A 5,605-nucleotide genomic window follows, 5' to 3' on the forward strand; every position below is an offset into this window, starting at 1 on the left:
GTAAAAAGGTTCCCTCAGACTCCCTCCAAAAACTTTTAACGCCCTGCGGTTCATCCCGATTTTGCAAGCAAAATCGGGATGAACCGCAGGGAATTAAAAGTCTTTGAAGGGGGTCTGGGGGAAACTTTCTACAGAAAGTTTCCCCCAGGGTAATTAATCATGGTTTCCAAAAACTTCCCTCAGGAAGTGAGTCAGAGTTTCTTTGAGGAGGGTGTCCCTCTTTCTTTGCCATGCTCCAGGGTTACAATGAAAACGTCGTCTACCGGGGCGAGACCTACCACGTGCAGACCGAGGACGGCGGGGAGCGCAACCCGGTCATAACGACGCTCGTCTTCAAGGGCGGCGCCATACTCGCCTCGAAGAAGACGAGTTACGCGGACATAGTGGGTTCCGACAAGCTCGGGCAGGCGCTGCGCGAGATAATGAGCGAGCAGCACGGCGAGCTCATCGCCGCCGTGAAGGCCGGCCGTTTCGACGGCCGGCGGGAAGACGGCGCGGCGCCGGCGAAGGGCGCCGCCGGCGGTGAGGCGCCGCGGTCCCGGGCGGGCGCCGTGGGGGCCGCGCCTCCGGCTTCGCGGAAAGAGAAGCAGTCCGAGGCGGCCGACAACGGTCTCGACGAAGTGATAATGAAGTATCTCTCGCTCGACGGCGACGGGAGTTGAGCGGAGAAGCCCCGCCTCCACCCTCCATTTCCGGCATCCCGCGTCCCATGCCCCATGGGCGGCCGGGACATTACGACCGTGGAGAAGATAACTCGACATGACAGTAAGGGCCGTAAGGGGATTCAACGACATACTGCCCGGCACGACGGAAGTGTGGCGGCGCATAGAGGATGAGGCCGCGGCCCTCTTCCGAGCCTACGGCTTCTCGGAGATCAAGGTGCCGGTCGTCGAGAGGACCGAGCTCTTTGCGCGCTCCATAGGCGAGGCGACGGACATCGTCGAAAAGGAGATGTACACCTTCCGGGACCGCCGGGGCGATTCGCTCACCCTGCGGCCCGAGGGGACGGCGCCGGTGGTGAGGGCCTACATCGAGAACAAGCTCTACACGGCGCCGGTGACGAGACTCTTCTACGGGGGGCCCATGTTCCGTTACGAGCGTCCCCAGAAGGGGAGGTACCGCCAGTTCCACCAGATAGGGGCCGAGGTCCTTGGCGACGGCAGTCCCTGGATCGACGCCGAGACGATGGAGATGGCCGTGCGTCTCTTCGAGCGGCTCGGCGTGGAAGGGGCGGAGCTCCATGTCAATACTCTGGGGTGCGCGCAGTGCAGGCCGGGCTACAAGGCGGCGCTCAAGGACTTTCTTGACGCCCGGTCGGAGCGGCTTTGCGCCGACTGCCGCCGCAGGATGGAGACCAACCCCCTCAGGGCCCTTGACTGCAAGGTCCCGGCCTGTGTGGATGCCACGGCCGACGCCCCGGCCCTGACGGATCACGTCTGCCGGGAGTGTGCGGCTCACTTCGACGAGGTGCGCCGCTATCTCGCCCTCCTCGACGCTTCCTCTACCGTCAACCCGCGCATGGTGCGGGGCCTCGACTACTACACGCGGACGACCTTCGAGATAACGGCCGCTGGGCTGGGGGCCCAGAACGCCGTGGCCGCAGGAGGCCGCTACGACTCGCTGGTGCGGGAGCTGGGCGGACCGCAGACACCGTGTTTCGGCTTCGCCCTCGGCATGGAAAGGCTCTCCCTCGTGCTGGGAGAGCGCCCGGCGCCGCCCTCGCCGCTCTACTTCATCGCCCTGGGGCGGGAGGCCGAGCGCGCCGGGACGGAGCTCGTGCGGGGCCTCAGGAGCGCGGGGCTCACGGTCGTCACCGACTACGGCGAGGGATCGCTGCGCTCGAGGATGAAGCGGGCCCACCGCCTCGGCGCAAGCCGCACGCTCATCCTCGGCGACGACGAGCTCTGCCGGGGGGTGGTGACCGTGAAGGAGATGGCCACGGCCTCGCAGCAGGCGGTCCCGCTCGCCGAGGCGGTTTCAAGGCTCGCCGGCGCAATGGAAAGCCGCGGCGCACAGGCCCCGAAGGAGACGGTATGATGGGCCAGGCCATGATGCCGATGAACTTCATGGGCGCCTTCGTCATATTCCTCTGCGTGGCCCTGGCGGCGTTGTTTGTTCTCTGGCTCGTGCTGCCCTTCTCGGTCTTCGGCGTGAAGGACCTGCTCAGGGAGCTCATCGCCGAGCAGAAGAAGACCAACGAACTCCTCAAGGCCGTGATCGAAGACTCCGAAAAGGAGCAGGGACGCGGCGATTACGGCGACTTCCCGCCTCCCGGCGATATGGGACGCAGGGGAACTCGAAGAGACTCCGATTGATCGCCTCGGGGGAAACTTTATCGAGAGGGGCCGGGGGAGCGGGGGGGTGCCGCGGCCCCCGTCACGGGAGCTTCGATTTCCCTGCGGCTCCTTTCGATCTCGCCTGCCGGTTCGAGGGGATCGGGAGGCGTTGAAGGTTTTGGAGGGAATATCCTCGCGGGCCGACATGCGCGTGGGTCCTGGCGACCTTTGATAGTAGGATAATGGCGAAAAAGAGCCTTACCCTGGAGTTCGTGGCCGAGCTTCTCGAGGCCCGGGGCCTCATGGACGGGGCCCAGCGAAAGGAAGTCGCCATACGCGGCGAGACCCAGCGGGCCCGGCTCCAGAAGGCCCAGGAGTCGCAGTACTCGGGCCTCAACCTCCAGACCATTCACCAGCGCGTATCGCCGGCCGAGGTCATAGCCTCCTTCGAGTTCGAGATACCGGGCGGCGGAGGCAGGATACTGACCGAAGACAGGATCACCGAGGCCATAGCCGACGAGGTGGGCCTGCCCTACAAGAAGATAGACCCCCTTAAGCTCGACTTCGACCTCGTCACCTCGCGCATACCCAGGCCCTTCGCCCAAAAGCACCTCATAGTGCCCGTCGACGAAAGGGACGGCGCCGTCATACTCGCCGTGGCCGACCCCTTCGAGCTCGAGGCCGTCGACAACCTGACGCGCACGACCCGCATGAAGGCGAGCCTCGTTCTCAGCTCCAAGTCCGACATCCTCAAGATAGTGCGCGAGTTCTACGGCTTCCGCACCTCCGTGGCCGCCGCCCAGCGGCACAGAAGCCTCACGCCCGAGCTCGGCAACCTCGAGCAGTACGTTAAGCTCAAGGGCTCGACCGAGATCGAGGCGACGGACCAGCACATCGTCAGCGCCGTCGAGTACCTCCTGCGCTACGCCTACGACCAGCGGGCAAGCGACATCCACATAGAGCCCAAGCGCAACAAGTCGGTCGTCCGCCTCCGCATAGACGGCGTACTCCACACGATCCACACCATACCGAAACCGGTCCACCCCTCCATAGTCTCGCGCATAAAGATGCTCTCGCGCATGGACATAGCCGAAAAGCGCCGTCCCCAGGACGGGCGCATAAAGACCGACTACATGGACCGCGAGATCGAGCTGCGCGTCTCCACCCTCCCCACGGCCTTCGGCGAAAAGGTCGTCATAAGGATATTCGACCCCGACATCCTCTTCCAGGACCTCGGCGGCCTCGGCTTCGACGGGCAGGAGCTGCGCCTCTTCCGCTCGTTCCTGCAGAAAAAGCACGGCATCATACTCGTCACGGGACCGACGGGCAGCGGCAAGACCACGACCCTCTACTCGGCGCTCAAGGAGCTGGCCACACCGGAGGTGAACGTGGTGACCATCGAGGACCCCATCGAGATGGTCGTCGAGGACTTCAACCAGATAGGCGTTCAGCCGTCGCTGGGCGTGGACTTCGCCTCGAGCATCAGGACCATACTGCGCCAGGACCCTGACATCATAATGGTCGGCGAGATCCGCGACGGCGAGACCGCCTCCAACGCCGTGCAGGCGGCGCTCACGGGCCACCTCGTCCTCTCCACGCTCCACACAAACGACGCCCCCTCGGCCGTCACCAGGCTCCTGGACCTCGGCGTCCAGTCCTTTCTCATCTCGTCGACCGTGCTCGGCGTGATGGCCCAGCGGCTGGTGCGCCGCATCTGTCCCCACTGCAAGACCGAGCGGCCCCTTGCGGCCGAAGAGCGCCGCCACCTCGGCATCACCGACGAGGCCGCCGCCGTCTCCTACGGCCGCGGCTGCACCGAGTGCCGCGGCACGGGCTACAAGGGACGCACCGGCGTCTTCGAGATAATGGAGTTCACCGGGAAGATGCGCTCCGTCATAACCGACGACGTGCCGCTGGACAGGGTGCGGGAGGTGGCGCGGCAGGACGGCATGCGCACGCTCCGGGAAAACGCAATCAAAAAGATGCTCCAGGGCGTCACCACCTACGAAGAGGTCGCAACCGTCACGGGTTGAGCAAGCTCCGCCGCGGCCCTCCCGGTGACCGCCCCGCAGGGAGTTGAAAGTCTTTGAAGGGGGCAGGGGGGAGAATGAGGAAGATCGTATTTCAGGCGGCCGTGTTTTTTCTGTGGTGCGCCGCCGCAGGCGCCGCTCCGGCCGATATAGGGCTCATAAGTCCGTCGCGGCTCATGGGGGAGGCCGGGCGGTGGGCGATCCTCGACGCCCGGCCTCCCAGGCTGTGGAGGGCGGGCCACATACCCGGTTCGTGGAATTTTTACTGGGAGGAGCTTACGAGGACGGACTCCCGCGGCGTGCCTTACCGCCCGCTCGAGGCCGGGGAGCTCGCGGCGAGGCTCGGGGCCATGGGCATAGACGAGGATACGCCGGTGGCGGTATACGGCGACGCCGACAGGAGCTGGGGCGGCGAGGGCTGGGTCATCTGGGTGCTCGCCTCCATGGGGCACAGGGCGCCGCTGCGTCTTGTCGACGGCGGCGTATCGGCTTGGCGGGCCGCCGGCGGAGAGCTCACCACGGCTGCGCCGGCTGCGGGCCTGGAAAAGAGCTACACCGTGAGGCCGAGGGTCGAGCTCGACATATCGACCGAAGAGCTCGAAGAGGGGCTCGAGAACTTCTCGGTCGTCGATACGCGCTCCACCTTCGAGTGGCTGCGCGGGGCGGTGCCAGGGGCCGCGCACATAAGCTGGAAAAGATTCTTCAGCGGACGCCACCGCCGCCCGCTCGACGCCGCCGCACTCAGGGCCCTGCTGCGCAGCGGCGGCGTGGACCTGTCGCGGCCCGTCGTCTACTACTGCGCCGGAGGGGTGAGGTCGGCCTGGGCGTGGCTCGTCCATACGCTCGCGGGCCTGCCCCCGGCCCGAAACTACGAGGGCGGCTACGAGGCGTGGAAGAGGAGGCAGCCGGGCCGGTAAGACCGCCTCTCTTCCACTATCCGGGAAGAGCGGCGTCCCTTTTCAGAAGAAAAGGGCGCTCAACGATACATACTTTGATTGTAAAACTTTTTTTCATCTTTTTCGACATAAGTTCGATTGTCTTTTCCGGTCAATCGGTTATAATATGATATATTTATGAAAACTCTGATTTATTGCACTGAGGGAACCTTTTTGTAAAAAGGTTCCCTCAGACTCCCTCCAAAAACTTTTAATGCGAGTTGGTTTCCCCCTGTTTTGCAAGACAAAACAGGGGGAAACCAACTAGCATTAAAAGTTTTTGGAGGGAGTCTGAGGGAACCTTTTTACAAAAAGGATCCCTCAGTGCAATAAATCAGAGTTTTCATAAATATATCATATTATA

General features: G+C 63.9%; 5 protein-coding genes. All 5 read left to right on the forward strand.

Annotated elements, in window-relative coordinates; all coding sequences use genetic code 11:
* Positions 1–230 precede the first annotated feature (230 nt).
* Positions 231–662: a hypothetical protein gene (locus tag ENJ37_09300; GenBank protein ID HHL40688.1), complete on the forward strand. Its 432-nt coding sequence runs from the start codon at positions 231–233 to the stop codon at positions 660–662.
* Between the two features lie 97 nt (positions 663–759).
* Positions 760–2,037, forward strand: a complete 1,278-nt coding sequence (locus ENJ37_09305) for a histidine--tRNA ligase (protein ID HHL40689.1) — start codon at positions 760–762, stop codon at positions 2,035–2,037.
* Entirely contained in the window at positions 2,034–2,315 is a 282-nt protein-coding gene (locus ENJ37_09310; GenBank protein HHL40690.1) for a hypothetical protein, read from the forward strand. Before ENJ37_09305 ends, ENJ37_09310 begins: the two co-directional genes overlap by 4 nt.
* A gap of 203 nt (positions 2,316–2,518) precedes the next feature.
* Complete coding sequence (locus ENJ37_09315; protein HHL40691.1) at positions 2,519–4,309, forward strand: type II/IV secretion system protein; 1,791 nt, start codon at positions 2,519–2,521, stop codon at positions 4,307–4,309.
* Positions 4,310–4,383: 74 nt separating this feature from the next.
* Positions 4,384–5,223, forward strand: coding sequence for a hypothetical protein (locus tag ENJ37_09320; GenBank protein ID HHL40692.1), 840 nt, complete (start codon positions 4,384–4,386; stop codon positions 5,221–5,223).
* Positions 5,224–5,605 lie beyond the last annotated feature (382 nt).

Source organism: Deltaproteobacteria bacterium (assembly GCA_011375175.1).
Lineage (GTDB): Bacteria > Desulfobacterota > GWC2-55-46 > GWC2-55-46 > DRME01 > DRME01.

Bases quoted from the DNA above. Each gene is read 5' to 3' on its own strand.
- ENJ37_09300 (HHL40688.1), top strand. From the start codon at position 231: ATGCTCCAGGGTTACAATGAAAACGTCGTCTACCGGGGCGAGACCTAC.
- ENJ37_09305 (HHL40689.1), top strand. From the start codon at position 760: ATGACAGTAAGGGCCGTAAGGGGATTCAACGACATACTGCCCGGCACG.
- ENJ37_09310 (HHL40690.1), top strand. From the start codon at position 2,034: ATGATGGGCCAGGCCATGATGCCGATGAACTTCATGGGCGCCTTCGTC.
- ENJ37_09315 (HHL40691.1), top strand. From the start codon at position 2,519: ATGGCGAAAAAGAGCCTTACCCTGGAGTTCGTGGCCGAGCTTCTCGAG.
- ENJ37_09320 (HHL40692.1), top strand. From the start codon at position 4,384: ATGAGGAAGATCGTATTTCAGGCGGCCGTGTTTTTTCTGTGGTGCGCC.